At 71.0% G+C, this 13,981-nt stretch carries 12 protein-coding genes; 2 read left to right on the top strand and 10 right to left on the bottom strand.

What is annotated here, in order from left to right:
• Positions 1–125: 125 nt before the first annotated feature.
• The 10 genes from A4E84_RS33780 to A4E84_RS33740 all read right to left on the bottom strand — a co-directional run bounded on the left by A4E84_RS33780 (position 126) and on the right by A4E84_RS33740 (position 10,852).
• A complete protein-coding gene (locus tag A4E84_RS33780; RefSeq protein ID WP_062930174.1) occupies positions 126–1,124 on the bottom strand; it encodes a sugar phosphate isomerase/epimerase family protein in 999 nt (332 codons plus the stop codon).
• A gap of 14 nt (positions 1,125–1,138) precedes the next feature.
• Positions 1,139–2,350 (bottom strand): Gfo/Idh/MocA family protein, encoded by a 1,212-nt coding sequence (locus A4E84_RS33775; RefSeq protein WP_062931715.1) that lies wholly within the window; start codon positions 2,348–2,350, stop codon positions 1,139–1,141.
• Positions 2,351–2,405: 55 nt separating this feature from the next.
• Positions 2,406–3,461: a substrate-binding domain-containing protein gene (locus tag A4E84_RS33770; RefSeq protein WP_062930173.1), complete on the bottom strand. Its 1,056-nt coding sequence runs from the start codon at positions 3,459–3,461 to the stop codon at positions 2,406–2,408.
• 17 nt (positions 3,462–3,478) lie between these two features.
• Positions 3,479–4,498 (bottom strand): ABC transporter permease, encoded by a 1,020-nt coding sequence (locus tag A4E84_RS33765; protein WP_062930172.1) that lies wholly within the window; start codon positions 4,496–4,498, stop codon positions 3,479–3,481.
• Positions 4,495–6,012 carry a sugar ABC transporter ATP-binding protein gene (locus A4E84_RS33760; protein WP_062930171.1) on the bottom strand — a complete coding sequence of 506 codons (1,518 nt, stop codon included), beginning with the start codon at positions 6,010–6,012 and terminating at the stop codon, positions 4,495–4,497. The genes A4E84_RS33765 and A4E84_RS33760 overlap by 4 nt, the downstream gene beginning before the upstream one ends.
• A 107-nt stretch (positions 6,013–6,119) precedes the next feature.
• A complete protein-coding gene (locus A4E84_RS33755) occupies positions 6,120–7,301 on the bottom strand; it encodes an ROK family transcriptional regulator (RefSeq protein ID WP_062930170.1) in 1,182 nt (393 codons plus the stop codon).
• A 201-nt stretch (positions 7,302–7,502) separates the two neighbouring features.
• Positions 7,503–8,180, bottom strand: coding sequence for a GntR family transcriptional regulator (locus tag A4E84_RS33750; protein ID WP_062930169.1), 678 nt, complete (start codon positions 8,178–8,180; stop codon positions 7,503–7,505).
• A gap of 145 nt (positions 8,181–8,325) precedes the next feature.
• Positions 8,326–9,264, bottom strand: a complete 939-nt coding sequence (locus A4E84_RS33745; RefSeq protein ID WP_062930168.1) for a beta-ketoacyl-ACP synthase III — start codon at positions 9,262–9,264, stop codon at positions 8,326–8,328.
• A gap of 147 nt (positions 9,265–9,411) precedes the next feature.
• Positions 9,412–9,552 carry an MFS transporter small subunit gene (locus A4E84_RS43590; protein ID WP_167455424.1) on the bottom strand — a complete coding sequence of 47 codons (141 nt, stop codon included), beginning with the start codon at positions 9,550–9,552 and terminating at the stop codon, positions 9,412–9,414.
• Positions 9,521–10,852, bottom strand: coding sequence for an OFA family MFS transporter (locus tag A4E84_RS33740; protein WP_062930167.1), 1,332 nt, complete (start codon positions 10,850–10,852; stop codon positions 9,521–9,523). The genes A4E84_RS43590 and A4E84_RS33740 overlap by 32 nt, the downstream gene beginning before the upstream one ends.
• A gap of 235 nt (positions 10,853–11,087) precedes the next feature.
• Between A4E84_RS33740 and A4E84_RS33735 the strand changes: the two genes are divergently transcribed.
• Positions 11,088–12,059 (top strand): 2-dehydropantoate 2-reductase, encoded by a 972-nt coding sequence (locus A4E84_RS33735; RefSeq protein WP_062930166.1) that lies wholly within the window; start codon positions 11,088–11,090, stop codon positions 12,057–12,059.
• Entirely contained in the window at positions 12,056–13,981 is a 1,926-nt protein-coding gene (locus A4E84_RS33730) for a molybdopterin oxidoreductase family protein (protein WP_062930165.1), read from the top strand. The genes A4E84_RS33735 and A4E84_RS33730 overlap by 4 nt, the downstream gene beginning before the upstream one ends.

The following is a 13,981-nucleotide window of genomic DNA, read 5'->3' as shown; positions in this document are numbered from 1 at the left end:
ACACCCCTTGGGACGGACTCGGCCGTACTTTCTCCCAGCACGGGACAAAGCAGGATCCGTGCAGATCGGAGAGGGGACCGGCGGTGCTGCCGGTCCCCGTCCCCGACCTGCGCCGGGAGCGTGGTTCAGCTGTTGAACGCGGCGTCGAAGGACGCGCTGGGCGGCTCGAAGTCGAAGGCCTTGAGACGGGTCAGCGCCTCGGGCGCTCCCTGGAGGCGGTCCATGCCGGCGTCCTCCCACTCGACGGAGACCGGACCCTGGTAGTCGATGGAGCGCAGCATCCGGAAGACGTCCTCCCACGGCACGTCACCGTGCCCGGCGGAGACGAAGTCCCAGCCCCGCCGCGGATCGCCCCAGGGCAGGTGGGAACCGAGCCGGCCGTTGCGTCCGTCCAGGCGCTTGCGGGCCTCCTTGCAGTCGACGTGGTAGATCCGGTCGCGGAAGTCCCAGAGGAAGCCGACCGGGTCGAGGTCCTGCCACACGAAGTGGGAGGGGTCGAAGTTGAGACCGAAGGCCGGGCGCCGGCCGACGGCGTCGAGGGCGCGCTGCGTGGTCCAGTAGTCGTAGGCGATCTCGCTCGGGTGGACCTCGTGCGCGAACCGCACGCCCTCGGCGTCGAAGACGTCCAGGATCGGGTTCCAGCGGTCGGCGAAGTCCTGGTAGCCCCGTTCGATCATCGCGTCGGGGGCGGGCGGGAACATGGCGACCAGGTGCCAGATGGCGGAGCCCGTGAACCCGATGACGGTGTTCACCCCGAGGGCGGCCGCGGCCCGGGCGGTGTCCTTCATGCGTTCGGCGGCCCGCTGCCTGACCCCTTCCGGGTCTCCGTCGCCCCACACCACGTCGGGCACGATGGCCTGGTGGCGTTCGTCGATGATGGCGTCGCAGACGGCCTGGCCGACCAGGTGGTTCGAGATCGCCCAGCACTTCAGGCCGTACTTGTCGAGCAGGGCCCGGCGACCGTCGAGGTACCCCGGGTCGGAAAGCGCCTTGTCGACTTCGAAGTGGTCTCCCCAGCAGGCGAGTTCGAGACCGTCGTAGCCGAAGTCGCGGGCCAGGCGGCAGACCTCCTCCAGGGGCAGGTCCGCCCACTGGCCGGTGAAGAGCGTGAAAGTGCGCGGCATCGAAATGTGCCTCCTCAGACCGCGATCGGCGTGTAGACGGAGTTCTTCTCGGCGCTCTCCTCCACCGCCGCGAGCACGCGCTGCACCTGCAGCCCGTCGGCGAAGGAGGGTTCGGGGCGCCGGCCCTCGGCGATGGCGTGGACGAGGTCGCGGGCCTGGTGGACGAAGGTGTGCTCGTAGCCGAGGCCGTGCCCCGGCGGCCACCAGGCCTCCAGGTAGGGGTGCTCGGGTTCGGTGACGAGGATCCGGCGGAAGCCCGCTTCCGCGCCCGGCTCGGTGGCGTCGTGGAAGGACAGCTCGTTGAGCCGCTCCAGATCGAAGGCGAGCGAGCCGCGCTCGCCGTTGAGTTCGATGCGCAGGGCGTTCTTGCGGCCGGTGGCGTAGCGGGTGGCCTCGAAGGAGGCGAGGGCGCCGGAGGGGAAGCGGGCGGTGAACAGCGCGGCGTCGTCGACGGTGACCTGGCCGGTGCCGGCGGACGTGACGGCGGACAGCCCGCTCGTCGCGCCGGTGGGCAGGGGCCGTTCCCGTACGAAGGTCTCCGTCAGCGCGGAGACACCCGCCAGCGGCTCCCCCACCAGGTACTGCGCGAGGTCGACGATGTGCGCCCCCAGGTCGCCGAGCGAGCCCGAGCCGGCCTGCTCCCTGCGCAGCCGCCAGGTCAGCGGGAACTGCGGGTCGACCAGCCAGTCCTGGAGGTACGTCACGCGCACGTGCCGCAGCCTGCCCAGGCGGCCCTCGGCGACCATGCGGCGGGCCTGGGCGGTGGCGGGCACCCGGCGGTAGTTGAAGCCGACCATGGCCACCTGGCCGCGTGCGTGCGCCTCCTCGGCCGCCAGGACCATCGAGGTGGCTTCCTCGACGGTGTTGGCGAGGGGCTTCTCGCACAGCACGTGCTTGCCCGCGGCCAGGGCGGCCAGCGCGATCTCGGCGTGGCTGTCGCCGGGGGTGCAGATGTCGACGAGGTCGACGTCGTCGCGTTCGACGAGGGCCCGCCAGTCGGTCTCGGTGGAGGCCCAGCCGTGCCGGGAGGCCGCCGCGCGGACGGCGGCGGCGTCCCGGCCGCAGATCACGGCCTGCACGGGGTTCAGCGGCAGGTCGAAGACGCGGCCCGCGGTGCGCCAGCCCTGGGAGTGGGCGGCGCCCATGAAGGCGTAGCCCACCATCCCCACGCGTAGGGGTGGCTTGCCTGCCTCGGTCCCCTCTGGCTGCTCCTGCGGCTGTCCCATACGGGTGTCCTCCTCGTCCTGGTCGGGGTGGCGCACGTGGGGGGTGCGGGGTGGCTCACTTGAAGCCGGTGGACATGTACTGGTCGACGTTGGTCTTGTCGACGACGGCCGAGTAGAGCGTGAGCGACGACGGGATCTCGAACTCGGCGAGGCCTCCGATGCCCTTGCTCTGGCCGAGGGCGCGGGCGAGGTCGATCGCGGAGGCGGCCATGGTCGGCGGGTACAGCACGGTCGCCTTGAGCACGCCGTCGTCCTGCTTGATGGCCTGGAAGGCGGAGAGCGCGCCGGCGCCGCCGACCATCAGGAAGTCGTCGCGCCCGGCCTGCTCGATGGCGCGCAGCGCCCCCACGCCCTGGTCGTCGTCGTGGTTCCACAGCGCGTCGAACTTCGGCTGGGCCTGTAGCAGTTGGGCCATCTTGGCCTGGCCGGACTCGACGGTGAACTCGGCGGCCTGGCGGGCGACCTTCTTGATGTCGGGGTAGTTCTTCAGGGCGTCGTCGAAGCCCTGGGTGCGCTGCTTGGTGAGCTCCAGGTTGTCCAGGCCGGCCAGCTCGATGACGCGGGCGCCGGACTTGCCCTTGAGCTTCTCGCCGATGTAGTGCCCGGCGTTGAGGCCCATGCCGTAGTTGTCGCCGCCGATCCAGCAGCGGTACGCCTGCGGGGTGTTGAAGATCCGGTCGAGGTTGACGACGGGGATGCCGGCGCGCATCGCCTTCAGGCCGACCTGGGTGAGGGCCTTGCCGTCGGCGGGCAGCACGACCAGGACGTCGACCTTCTTGTTGATGAGGGTCTCGATCTGGCCGATCTGCTGGGCGGTGTCGTTGGAGCCCTCGGTGATCTCCAGGGTGACGTCGGAGTACTTCTCGGCACGGCTCTTGGCGTTGTCGTTGATGGCGTTGAGCCAGCCGTGGTCGGCCTGGGGTCCGGCGAAGCCGATGGTGACCTGCTTGCCGGGCTTGTCGTCGGCGGCCGGCTGGTTGTTGCCCGCCGGTTCGTCCTTGGAGTCGGAGGGCTCGTTGCTGGTGCACCCCGTGATGAGGGCACCTGCGGAGACGGCGGCGGCTCCGAAGAGCAGCCCTCTGCGGCTCGCGAAAGGCATGTGCTCTGGCATGGCGGTGAACCCTTTCCTCAGGTCGTGCTCGCGGTACGGCGCTGGACCAGCACGGCGGCGACGATGATCGCGCCCTTGGCGATCTGCTGGACGTCGCTCTGCAGGTTGTTCAGGGCGAAGATGTTGGTGATCGTGGTGAAGATCAGGACGCCGAGGACCGAGCCGGTGATGGTGCCCCGGCCGCCGGTGAGCAGGGTGCCGCCGATGATCGCGGCGGCGATGGCGTCCAGTTCGTAGAGGTTGCCGTTGGTGTTCTGGCCGGAGCCGGCCAGGACGATCAGCAGGAACGCGGCGATACCGCAGCACAGCCCCGACAGCAGGTAGAGGTAGAGCCGCTGCCGGCGGACGTCGATGCCGGCGAGCCGGGCGGCCTCCGGGTTGCCGCCGACGGCGACGGTGCGGCGTCCGAAGGTGGTGCGGTTGAGCACCAGCCAGCCGATGACCGTGACGACGGCGAACACCATGACCAGCGGCGGGATGCCGAGGACGTAGGCGTCTCGCTCCCCCAGGTCGAGGACGGACGGCACGGTGACGATCTGTGTCTTGCCGTCGGTGATCTGCAGGGCCAGACCGCGGGCGGAGGCCAGCATGGCGAGGGTGGCGATGAACGGCACCATCGCGCCGTAGGCGATGAGCACCCCGTTGACCAGGCCGCAGCCGACTCCGACGACGATCGCCGTGAAGAGGATGCCGGCGAAGCCGTACTCCTGGGTGGCGACGGTGGTGGCCCACACGGAGGCGAGGGCGACGATCGCGCCGACCGACAGGTCGATGCCGCCGGAGACGATGACGAAGGTCATGCCGACGGTGACGACACCGATCACCGAGGCCTGGGTGAGGACGAGTTGCAGGTTGCGGGTGTCGAGGAACTCGTCGGGCTTGGTGATACCGCCGATGAGGATCAGCACGGCGAGCACGCCGAGCAGGGACAGCGTGCGGACGTCGGCGCGGATCAGCAGGCCCCGCCAGGCGGGGGGCCCGGCCGGGGGCACCTTGTCGGTGCTGCTGTCCAGCGGCGGGGAGACGGGCTGCGTCATGACGCCGGGCTTCCTTCCATGACCAGGTCGAGTACGCGGTGTTCGTCGAGTTCACGCGCGGGTGCCGTGTGGACCACACGGCCCTCCCGCAGCACCAGGACGCGGTCGGCGAGGCCGAGGACCTCGGGCACCTCGCTGGAGACCAGCAGCACGGCGAGGCCCTCGTCGGCGAGTCGGCGGATGACCGCGTAGAGCTCGGCGCGGGCGCCGACGTCGACGCCGCGGGTGGGTTCGTCGAGCAGCAGCACCTTGCAGCCGCGCAGCAGCCAACGGGCGAGGACCGCCTTCTGCTGGTTGCCGCCGGACAGGGTGCGGACGGGAACGGACGGGTTGTCGGGCCGCAGCGACAGCTCGCGGGTCGCGGCCCGGGCGGCGCCGAGTTCGGCGCCCCGGTCGATCCAGCCGGCGCGTGCGAAGCGGGACATGGAGGAGACCGACACGTTGCGGGTGACCGACTCCAGCATCAGCAGGCCCTGCGCCTTGCGTTCCTCGGGGGCGAGCCCGAGGCCGGCCCGGACGGCCGCCCGTACGCTGCCGGGCTTCAGGGCCCTGCCGTCGACCTGTACCTGACCGGTCGTCGGTTTGCGGGCGCCGTAGACGGTCTCCAGGATCTCGGAGCGGCCCGAGCCGACGAGTCCGGCGAGGCCGACGATCTCGCCGGGCCGCACCTCCAGGTCGAAGGGCTCGAACTCCCCTTCCCGCGACAGCCCTTGGACCTTCAGCACGGGCTCGGCGGGCGGCAGGGAGGCGGGCCGGTCCGGGAAGACGTACTCGACGTTGCGGCCGGTCATCAGGGCGACGACCTCGCGGGTCGGGGTGGACTTGGCCGGGAGTCCGTTCGCGACGGCCCGCCCGTCCTTCAGCACCGTCACCCGGTCGCCGATGCGGCGGATCTCCTCCAGGCGGTGCGAGATGTAGACGACGGCGACCCCCGCGGCCGTGAGGTCGCCGACGATGCGGAAGAGGTTGTCGACCTCGTCCGGGTCGAGGGCGGCGGACGGCTCGTCCATCACGATGAGCCGCACGTCGTGGGAGAGCGCCCGGGCCATGGACACGATCTGCTGCTGGGCCGCGGACAGCTCCCCCACCAGCCGTGCCGGGTCGATCTCAGGGTGCCCGAGTCGCTTCAGCAGAGCGGCCGTTGACGCCCTGGCCGTCTTGCCGCGCACGACGAACCCGGCGGTGGTCGGCTCATGTCCCAGGTGCACGTTCTCGGCGACCGACAGGTGCTCCACCAGGTCGAGTTCCTGGTAAATGGTGGCGATGCCGAGGCGCATGGCGGCGATCGGCGAACGGAGCGTCACCTCCTCGCCCCGCCAGCGGATGCCGCCGGTGTCGGGCTGGTGTGCGCCGGCCAGCACTTTGATGAGGGTGGACTTGCCGGCCCCGTTCTGACCGAGCAGACAGTGCACCTCACCGGCCTGGACGTCGAGAGCGACGCCGTCGAGGGCCCGGACTCCGGGGAACGACTTGGTGATGCCGGACATGCTGAGCAGTGGTGGTTCTGGTGCCATGAGGTCCCCTTGGCGGGCGTGCGGGCCGGTTTCAGGGCAGGGCGGAGCGAAGCGGAGCAGGGCACTGCGCAGGGCGCGGTGCTGGTACGCCGTACTGGACTCGGTGCTTACGCGGGTGAGAAGAGGTGGTCGCTGATGAGCCGGGCGCCGCCGATGACTCCGGCGGTGGGGCCCAGCTCGCCCAGGACGATGGGCAGGTTGCCGGTCGCGAGCGGGAGCGACTGGCGGTAGACCTGGGTGCGGATCGCGGCGAGCAGGGTGTGGCCGAGGCCGGTCACCCCGCCGCCGATCACCACCAGGCCCGGGTTGAAGAAGCTGACCAGGCCGGCGATGACCTGGCCGGTGCGGTTGCCGCCCTCGCGGATCAGGTCGAGGGCGGTGGCGTCACCGGCGGAGGCCGCGGCGGCGACGTCGACGGCGGTGAGGCCGCCGTTCGTCTCCAGCCGCGAGGCCAGTTCGGCCGAGAGCCCCTGCTGGGCGGCTTCCACGGCGTCGCGGGCCAGGGCCGCCCCGCTGAAGTGGGCCTCCAGGCAGCCCCGGTTGCCGCAGGCGCAGGGGCGCCCGTCGGGGACGGCCTGGATGTGCCCGATGTCGCCGGCGCTGCCCGTCGTACCGCGGTACACCTCACCGCCGACGACGATGCCGCAGCCGATGCCGGTGCCGATCTTGACACAGAGGAAATCGGCGACGGTGCGGGCGACGCCCGCGTGCTGCTCCCCCATCGCCATGAGGTTCACGTCGTTGTCGACCATGACCGGGCAGCCGAGTTCCTGGCTGAGCGCCTCCCGGACGGGGAAGCCGTCCCACCCGGGCATGATCGGCGGTGCCACCGGGATGCCCTCGGGGAAGCGGACCGGGCCCGGGACGCCGATGCCGGCGCCGTCGAACCCTTCCGCGAGCCCGGAGGCCCTCAGTTTCGCGGCCATGGCGAGGACCTGCTCGAAGACCGCGACGGGGCCTTCGCGCACGTCCATGGGGTGGTTGAGGTGCCCGAGGGTCTCCAGTTCGGCGTTGGTGACGGCGACATCGACCGAGGTCGCGCCGATGTCGACGCCGAGGAAGCGCAGTTCGGGGTTGAGCCGGATGTTGTGGGACCGGCGTCCACCGCGCGAGGCGGCGAGTCCGTCGGCCACCACCAGCCCCGTCTCCAGCAGCCGGTCCACCTCCACGGCCAGCTTGGACCGCGAGAGGTCGACCTGGTCCCCCAGCTGGGCACGGGAGTTGGGGCCGCCGTCGCGCAACAGCGTGAGCAGCCGGGCCTGGTGGGCGTTCGCGGGTCGTGCGGTCATGCGTCTCACGAGCCCCTCCCCGCCTCGATCGGCCTGTGCGTGCCGGTTTTCCGCCACCCCCGGTGGCGTGCTTTCGGAGGGAACGTAGCAGCGGCTGCCGGAGGTGGGAAGAAGTCGCGCAGGAATTGCCCCCCACTTTTTCCACTCACAGGACAAAGCAGCGGTGACGGGTGCTCGCGCCGCAGGGCGGCTGCGGGGGTGCTACGAGGGCGAACGCGCGTGGTACGACCGGCGCGTGTGCTCCGTGTGGTCGCGCATCAGTTGGGTGGCGCGCTGTTCGTCCCGGCCGGCGACCGCGGCGATCAGTTCGCGGTGCTCGATCCAGGACTGGTGGCCGCGCTGCCGGGCCACCGGCGTGTAGTACCAGCGCACACGCCGGTCGACCTGGGCGGCGAGTTCGGCGAGGACCGCGTTGCCGGCCAGCTCCATGATCTTGGCGTGGAAGCGGGCGTTCATGGCGACGGCCCCGTCCACGTCGTCGGCCTCGACGGCCTTCTCGCCCTCCGCGCACAGCGCTTCCAGGGCGGCGATGCCCGCGCTGTCCGCGCCCGCCGCCGCGAGCCGGGCCGCCTCGGCCTCCAGGAGCGTACGGACCGTGAGGAGCTGGTCGGCCTCCTCCTCCGTCGGCTCGTGCACGAACGCGCCCTGGGCGGGCCGCAGATCGACCCACCCCTCGGTGTTGAGCCGCTGCAGCGCCTCACGCACGGGCTGCCGGGAGACCCCGAGGTGCCCGGCGAGTTCGCTCTCCACGAGGTGCTGGCCGGGCTGCAGCGCACGGGTGGTGATGAGTTCGAGCAGTGCCTCGTAGACACGGTCGCGCAGCGGACCCGGGCGTTCCAACTTGGGTACCGCCCCTTGGGGCAGGCCTGTCGACAGCATCGCGGTCCCCCTCCTCGGCAGGGCCGTGCACAGCGCGGCGCGAGCCGGTATCGCCGCAGAGTAAGTATCGATTGTCTTTCGTCTACAGTCTACGGCGCACAAGAGCCAGCGTTTCGGGGAGTTGACCGCGTCACACCGGCCCGGCTCAGGGGCAGCGCACGACCTGCCCCGCGTACGACAGGTTCCCGCCGAAGCCGAACAGCAGCACCGGGTCACCCGTGGCGACCGCTCCCTGCTCGATGAGCTTCGAGAAGGCCAGCGGGATGCTCGCGGCCGAGGTGTTGCCGGACTCGGTGACGTCGCGCGCGACGACGGCGTTGACGGCGCCGATCTTCTCCGCGAGGGGTTCGATGATGCGCAGGTTCGCCTGGTGCAGCACGACTCCGGCGAGGTCGGCCGGTTCCAGACCGGCCCGCTCGCAGGCCCGGCGTGCGATGGGCGGCAGCTGCGTGGTGGCCCAGCGGTAGACGCTCTGCCCCTCCTGGGCGAAGCGCGGGGGGGTGCCCTCGATGCGCACCGCGTTGCCCATCTCGGGCACCGAGCCCCACAGCACCGGCCCGATGCCCGGCTCGTCGGCGGCCTCCACCACCGCGGCGCCCGCCCCGTCGCCGACGAGCACGCACGTGGTGCGGTCGCTCCAGTCGGCCACCTCGGACATCTTGTCGGCCCCGACGACCAGCACCCGGCTCGCGCCCCCCGCGCGAACGGCGTGGTCGGCGGTGGCCAGGGCGTGGGTGAAGCCGGCGCACACGACGTTGAGGTCCATGGTGGCGGCCTGCGGGATGCCCAGGCGGGCCGCGACCCGGGCGGCCATGTTGGGCGAGCGGTCGATGGCGGTGGAGGTGGCGACCAGCACCAGGTCGATGTCGGCCGGGCTCAGACCGGCGGCGGCCAGGGCCTTGGCGGCGGCGTGGGCGGCCAGTTCGTCGACCGGCTCGTCGGGGCCCGCGATGTGGCGCGTGCGGATGCCCACCCGGCTCCTGATCCACTCGTCACTGGTGTCCACCAGGCCCGCCAGGTCCTCGTTGGTGAGCACCTTGGCGGGCTGGTAGTGGCCGACGGCGGCGATGCGCGAGCCGTTCATTGGGTGGGTCCCCCTCGTTGCCTTGGGTAGCGGATCCACCAGTCTGATCAGTGACTCACGGGTACGGCGGCAGCCAAGGCGACAGGAAACGGGGGCCGGGGTTGTAGCTTCTGTCAGCACCTCGGACGCCCGGGCACCTGTCAACCCCTACCCGGTGAACAGCTGCGTCGCCTTCCGCACCAGTTCGTACAACCCGTAGGCGAGCGGCACGCCCACCCACACCCAGGCGATGGCGATCAGCCACCGCCGGTCCGGGCTAGGCGGACTCTGACTGCTGTCGCTCGGCATGGGCGGCCTCCTTCGGGGCGGGGACGTGGTGGCGGGGGTCGACGGGCCGGACCAGTTCGTTGGCGACGAAGCCGGCGACGAGCAGCCCGATCATGATGACGAAGGACAGCCCGTACAGGGACGCGCCGTGCCGGCCCGCCTCCTCCTGCCGGTCGGCGATCCAGTTCACGATCAGCGGGCCGAGCACCCCGGCCGTGGACCAGGCGGTGAGCAGCCGCCCGTGGATGGCGCCGACCTGGTACGTACCGAACAAATCCTTCAGATACGCCGGAATCGTGGCGAAACCACCGCCGTAGAAGGAGAGGATGACCAGCGCGCACAGGACGAACAGGGGCTTGGAGGAGTCGCCGAAGAGGGCGATGAGCGCGTACATGATCGCGCCGACGCCCAGGTAGACGCGGTAGATGTTCTTACGGCCGATGAGGTCGGACGTCGACGACCAGCCGATGCGGCCCGCCATGTTCGCCGCCGACAGCAGTGCGACGAAACCGGCGGCGGCCGTCACCGACACCGGGGTGGAGGTGTCCGCGAAGAAGTCCGTGATCATCGGCGCGGCCTTCTCCAGGATGCCGATGCCGGCGGTGACGTTCATGCAGAGCACGACCCACAGGCACCAGAACTGCGGGGTGCGGATGGCCTGGTTCGCGGAGACCTGCGGGCCGGCGAGAACACTCGGCCCGCTCTCCACGGGCTTCTCGGCAGGAGGCACCCGGACCAAGAGCACACCCAGCAGCATGAACACGGCGTACGACAGCCCGTGCACGAGGAACGCGAGCGCGATGCCGGAGCTGTCGCCGCCGAACGACTCCAGCATCTGGGCCGACCACGGCGAGGCGATGAGCGCGCCGCCGCCGAAGCCCATGATGGCGATGCCGGTGGCCATGCCGGGCCGGTCCGGGAACCACTTGATCAGGGTGGAGACGGGCGAGATGTAGCCGATGCCGAGACCGATGCCGCCGACGAAGCCGTAGCCGAACACGATCAGCCAGTACTGCTCCAGGGACGCGCCCAGCGCGGAGAGCAGGAAGCCGGAGGAGAAGCAGATCAGGGCGACGGTCATCGCCCAGCGCGGGCCCTTGCGCTCCACGAGCGTGCCGCCGAACGCGGCGGACAGGCCCAGCATGACGATGCCCAGCTGGAAGGGCAGCGCGCTCTGGGTGCCGCTGAGGCCGAGCGCGGACTCCAGGGGCGGTTTGAACACGCTCCAGGCGTAGGCCTGGCCGATGGAGAGATGGACGGAGAGAGCGGCGGGCGGAACGAGCCAGCGGCTCCAGCCCGGGGGCGCGACTGGGGGACTCATGAACCCCGGACGGTAGGGATCCGCAGGGGAGTTGAGAAGACGGAGCGTCGACCGTATGCGGTGAGCGGTATCCAGCATGCGCCGAACGGTCGACGCACGGACCCTTGCCGCCCCAACCTCCATACTGTAGACAATATTTCGTCGACACAAGCCGTCCGCGAGCCATACGCGACCCGTCGGGCGGCCGGACGGCAGCCACCTCCGCGGTATCCCTCAAACCGAACGGAGTGTTCTCGTGAAAGTCGCAGTTCTCGGCGCCGGTGCCATCGGCGCCTACGTCGGCGCCGCGCTCCACCGCGCGGGTGCCGAGGTGCATCTCATCGCCCGTGGACCGCATCTGGCGGCCATGAGGCAGCACGGAGTCCGGGTGCGCAGCCCACGCGGCGACTTCACCGCGCACCCCCACGCCACCGACGACCCGGCCGAGGTCGGCCCGGTCGACCATGTCTTCCTGGGCCTGAAGGCCAACGCGTACGCGGCGTGCGGGCCGCTGATCGCGCCCTTGCTGCACGGGACGACCACGGTCGTCGCGGCTCAGAACGGCATCCCCTGGTGGTACTTCCACCGGCACGGCGGCCCGTACGACGGCCACCGTGTCGAGAGTGTCGACCCGGACGGCGCGGTCAGTGCGGTGCTCGCGCCCGAACGGGCCGTCGGCTGTGTCGTCTACGCGGCGACCGAGCTCGAAGGGCCGGGCGTCGTCCGGCATTTGGAGGGCACGCGGTTCTCCATCGGCGAGCCCGACCGCAGCCGCTCCGCCCGCTGTCTCGCCTTCAGTGAGGCCATGCAGGCGGGCGGGCTGAAGTGCCCGGTCGAACCGGACCTGCGCAGCGACATCTGGGTCAAGCTGCTCGGCAACATCTCCTTCAACCCGATCAGCGCCCTCGCCCGCGCCACCATGCGGCAGATGTGTCTGCACGGCGGCACCCGCAAGGTCATCGAGATCATGATGGCCGAGACGCTGGCGGTCGCCGGGGCCCTCGGCTGCGAGGTCGGGGTCTCCATCGAACGCCGGCTCGCGGGCGCCGAGCGGGTCGGCGACCACCGCACCTCCACGCTCCAGGACCTGGAGCGCGGCAAGCCGCTGGAACTCGACGTGCTGCTGGCGGCGGTGGTCGAGCTGGCGGAGATCACCGGCGTCGAGGTGCCCACCCTGCGCACCGTGCACGCCATCTCGGACCTGCTCGCGCTGAGGAGCGCCGCATGAGGAAACGCGACCGGACCCCCAAGACCTACACCCGGCTCACTCACCCCCTCGTCCGGGACTCCCGCGACGAGCCGTTCCGGCAGGCCACCTGGGAGGAGGCCCTGGACCGGGCCGCCCTGGGCATCGGGCGCAACCGCGACGCCTTCGGCATGTTCAGCTGCGCCCGCGCCACCAACGAGATGAACTACGTGGCGCAGAAGTTCGCCCGGGTCGTCATGGGCACCAACAACGTCGACTCCTGCAACCGCACCTGTCACGCCCCGAGCGTGGCGGGCCTGTCGGCGGCGTTCGGCTCGGGCGGCGGGACGTCGTCGTACGAGGAGATCGAGCACACCGACGTCATCGTGATGTGGGGCTCCAACGCCCGGTTCGCGCACCCGATCTTCTTCCAGCACGTGCTGAAGGGGATCAGGAACGGCGCCCGGATGTACGCCGTCGATCCGCGCCGCACCTCGACCGCCGAGTGGGCGGAGAGCTGGATGGGGCTCAACGTCGGCACGGACATCCCGCTGGCCCACGCGGTCGGCCGCGAGATCATCCACGCGGGGCTCGCCAACGAGGCGTTCATCCAGCGGGCCACCACCGGCTTCGAGGAGTACAAGGCCCTGGTCGAACCGTGGACGCTGTCGCTCGCCGAGAAGGTGACGGGCGTGCCGGCGGCGGCGATCCGCGAGCTGGCGCACGCCTACGCCCGGGCCGAACGGGCCCAGTTGTGCTGGACCCTGGGCATCACCGAGCACCACAACGGCACCGACAACGTCCGCGCCCTGATCAACCTGTCGCTGCTCACCGGGCACGTCGGCCGCTACGGCTCTGGCCTGCAGCCCCTGCGCGGGCAGAACAACGTACAGGGCGGCGGCGACATGGGGGCGATCCCCAACCGGCTGCCCGGCTTCCAGGACCTCCTCGACCCGGACGTGCGGCTCAAGTTCGAGTCGGCCTGGGACACGGTGATCCAGCCGCACTACGGCCTGAACCTCACGGAGATGTTCGAGGCCATGGAGGACGGCTCGTTGCGGGCCGTGTACTGCATCGGCGAGAACCCGGCCCAGTCCGAGGCCGACAGCGAGCAGGCCGTGCGGCGGCTGAAGGCCCTGGACTTCCTGGTCGTGCAGGACATCTTCCTGACGAAGACCGCCGAGCTCGCGGACGTCGTCCTGCCGGCCACCGCCGGCTGGGCGGAGACCGACGGCACGACCACCAACAGCGAGCGGCGGGTCCAGCGCGTCCGCAAGGCCGTCACTCCGCCCGGCGAGGCCCGCGAGGACATCGACATCATCTGCGACCTCGCCGCCCGCCTCGGCCACGACTGGAAGTACGCCGACGCCGAGACCGTGTGGAACGAGCTGAGGGCCGTCTCGCCCGACCACTACGGCATGACGTACGAGCGCCTGGAGGAGCACCAGGGCATCCAGTGGCCCTGCCCGAGCACGGACGGCATCGAACCCAGCTATCTGCACGGCCGGTTGTGGGAGACCGACCCCTCCAGGCGCGGCCCGCTCGCGCCCTTCGGCCTCGTGCAGCACGACCCTCCCGTGGACCTCACCGACGACCGCTATCCGATCCGGCTCACCACCGGGCGGCGGCTCGACTCGTACAACACCGGTGTGCAGAGCGGCGGTTACGCCTCGCCGCTCAGGCGCGGCGAGTTCATCGAGCTGAGCCCGGAGGACGCCGAGCGCTACGGGGTCGTGGTCGGCGAGCAGGTCCAGGTGACCTCGCGGCGCGGGTCGGTGACCGCGCCGGTGTGGGTGGACACCGCACTGCGGCCCGGGCTCGCCTTCATGACCATGCACTTCCCCGACGAGGTGGACACCAACGCCCTGACGATCGAGGCGAACTGCCCGATCGCCGGGACGGCTGAGTTCAAGGCGTCGGCGATCCGGATCGAGAAGCTGCCCATCGCGACCATCGTGGGGTGA

Source organism: Streptomyces qaidamensis, assembly GCF_001611795.1.
Taxonomy (GTDB): Bacteria; Actinomycetota; Actinomycetes; order Streptomycetales; family Streptomycetaceae; genus Streptomyces; species Streptomyces qaidamensis.
The sequence above is the reverse complement of the archived record's forward strand: the minus strand, read 5'-3'. Positions and strand labels throughout refer to the sequence as shown.

What these genes read in the sequence shown, in the direction of transcription:
- A4E84_RS33780 (WP_062930174.1), bottom strand. Translation starts at nt 1,124, where the DNA reads ATGCCGCGCACTTTCACGCTCTTCACCGGCCAGTGGGCGGACCTGCCC.
- A4E84_RS33775 (WP_062931715.1), bottom strand. Translation starts at nt 2,350, where the DNA reads ATGGGACAGCCGCAGGAGCAGCCAGAGGGGACCGAGGCAGGCAAGCCA.
- A4E84_RS33770 (WP_062930173.1), bottom strand. Translation starts at nt 3,461, where the DNA reads ATGCCAGAGCACATGCCTTTCGCGAGCCGCAGAGGGCTGCTCTTCGGA.
- A4E84_RS33765 (WP_062930172.1), bottom strand. Translation starts at nt 4,498, where the DNA reads ATGACGCAGCCCGTCTCCCCGCCGCTGGACAGCAGCACCGACAAGGTG.
- A4E84_RS33760 (WP_062930171.1), bottom strand. Translation starts at nt 6,012, where the DNA reads ATGGCACCAGAACCACCACTGCTCAGCATGTCCGGCATCACCAAGTCG.
- A4E84_RS33755 (WP_062930170.1), bottom strand. Translation starts at nt 7,301, where the DNA reads ATGACCGCACGACCCGCGAACGCCCACCAGGCCCGGCTGCTCACGCTG.
- A4E84_RS33750 (WP_062930169.1), bottom strand. Translation starts at nt 8,180, where the DNA reads ATGCTGTCGACAGGCCTGCCCCAAGGGGCGGTACCCAAGTTGGAACGC.
- A4E84_RS33745 (WP_062930168.1), bottom strand. Translation starts at nt 9,264, where the DNA reads ATGAACGGCTCGCGCATCGCCGCCGTCGGCCACTACCAGCCCGCCAAG.
- A4E84_RS43590 (WP_167455424.1), bottom strand. Translation starts at nt 9,552, where the DNA reads ATGCCGAGCGACAGCAGTCAGAGTCCGCCTAGCCCGGACCGGCGGTGG.
- A4E84_RS33740 (WP_062930167.1), bottom strand. Translation starts at nt 10,852, where the DNA reads ATGAGTCCCCCAGTCGCGCCCCCGGGCTGGAGCCGCTGGCTCGTTCCG.
- A4E84_RS33730 (WP_062930165.1), top strand. Translation starts at nt 12,056, where the DNA reads ATGAGGAAACGCGACCGGACCCCCAAGACCTACACCCGGCTCACTCAC.